The 1,177-nt window shown below is 41.0% G+C and carries 2 protein-coding genes and 1 pseudogene; all 3 read left to right on the top strand.

The window, feature by feature from the left end:
• Window positions 1-213 (top strand): annotated as a pseudogene (locus tag Q0236_RS04310) (chromosome partitioning protein ParB); the annotation flags it as partial.
• Window positions 214-287: 74 nt separating this feature from the next.
• Window positions 288-710, top strand: coding sequence for a F0F1 ATP synthase subunit B' (locus tag Q0236_RS04305; RefSeq protein WP_297915456.1), 423 nt, complete (start codon window positions 288-290; stop codon window positions 708-710).
• A gap of 9 nt (window positions 711-719) precedes the next feature.
• On the top strand, window positions 720-1,177 hold a 458-nt coding region (locus Q0236_RS04300), incomplete at its 3' end, for a F0F1 ATP synthase subunit B (protein WP_297915454.1).

Genomic DNA, 1,177 nt, shown 5'->3' with positions numbered 1-1,177 from the left:
AGAGATACCGAAAATTTAGTAAAAAAGCTCAAAGATAAAACAAGGACAAGGGATAAAAAATCTCGCGGCGGATTTGAAAACTTTAGGCCCGAGCTTTTAAAGCTTAAGAGCAAGCTTGATAAATTTGGAAAAATCAGCATTAAAGATCGAAAAATTTCAATAGAATTTAATGAAATTTTGCAAATTTCCGAGTTTTTAAAGCGAATCGGATAGCCTTTTATAGTGTATTTTAATTTTTCATATTGTAAAATACGCATTTTGTTTAAAACCAACCTAGAGGAGGTGCGATGCTAGATGTAAGTTTGACCGCCATGGCAACGACCATCGTAGTGTTTTTAGCTTTGATCTATTTCTTAAATATTAAGCTTTATAGACCGCTACTTTTACATATGCAAAAGCGCGAAGCCATCATTCAAGAGGACGAGGAAAACGCCAAAAAGAACGCAATGGACGCCGATTCAAACAAAGCCGAGATAGCCAGAGTCTTGGAAGAGGCGCGACTTGAGGCCGCAAAGATCAAACAAGAGGCAATGGATAGTGCCAAACAGGCCGCAAGCAGAGAGATAGCCGAGAAAAAAGCCGCGATGGAAGATGATTTCAATAAATTTTTAGGCGGTCTGGATGAGCAAAAACAGAGCCTAAAGAGCGATTTGCAAATCAAAATTCCTGAATTTAAAGACGCGCTAAGCGGCGCCTTGGCTAGAATTTAAAGGGCGAATATGAAAAAATATCTACTTTTATTTATCGTTCCGGCGCTTGTTTTAGCAAGCGGAGGGCACGACGGAGCGAAGGATTACGACGTCGTGTGGAGAACCATAAATTTCGTTTTATTTTTCGGAATTTTGTTTTATCTTTTAAAAGGTCCCGCAAAAGCGGCATATCGCGCCAGGATCGACGGTATCGCATCCAGGCTGGAAGCCAATCAAAGAATTTTAAAAGAATCGCGTGAGCGCAAAGAGCAGGCCAAAAAGGATTTGGAGGCCGCCAGGGTCCAAGGCGCGGCTCTGATCGAAACGGCTAAAAAAGAGATAATCTTCGCCGCCGAAAAGATAAAAAGCTCTACCGAGCAAGAGATTTCAAATTTACAAAAATCTTACGACGAGCAGAAGGATTTTGAGACGCACAAGATCGCAAAAGAGGTCACTAGCGAAATTTTAGAAGACGTTTTTGCGCAAAG

It is taken from the genome of uncultured Campylobacter sp. (assembly GCF_938031315.1).
Classification (GTDB): Bacteria; Campylobacterota; Campylobacteria; order Campylobacterales; family Campylobacteraceae; genus Campylobacter_B.
This window is presented reverse-complemented; position numbering and strand designations above follow the sequence as displayed.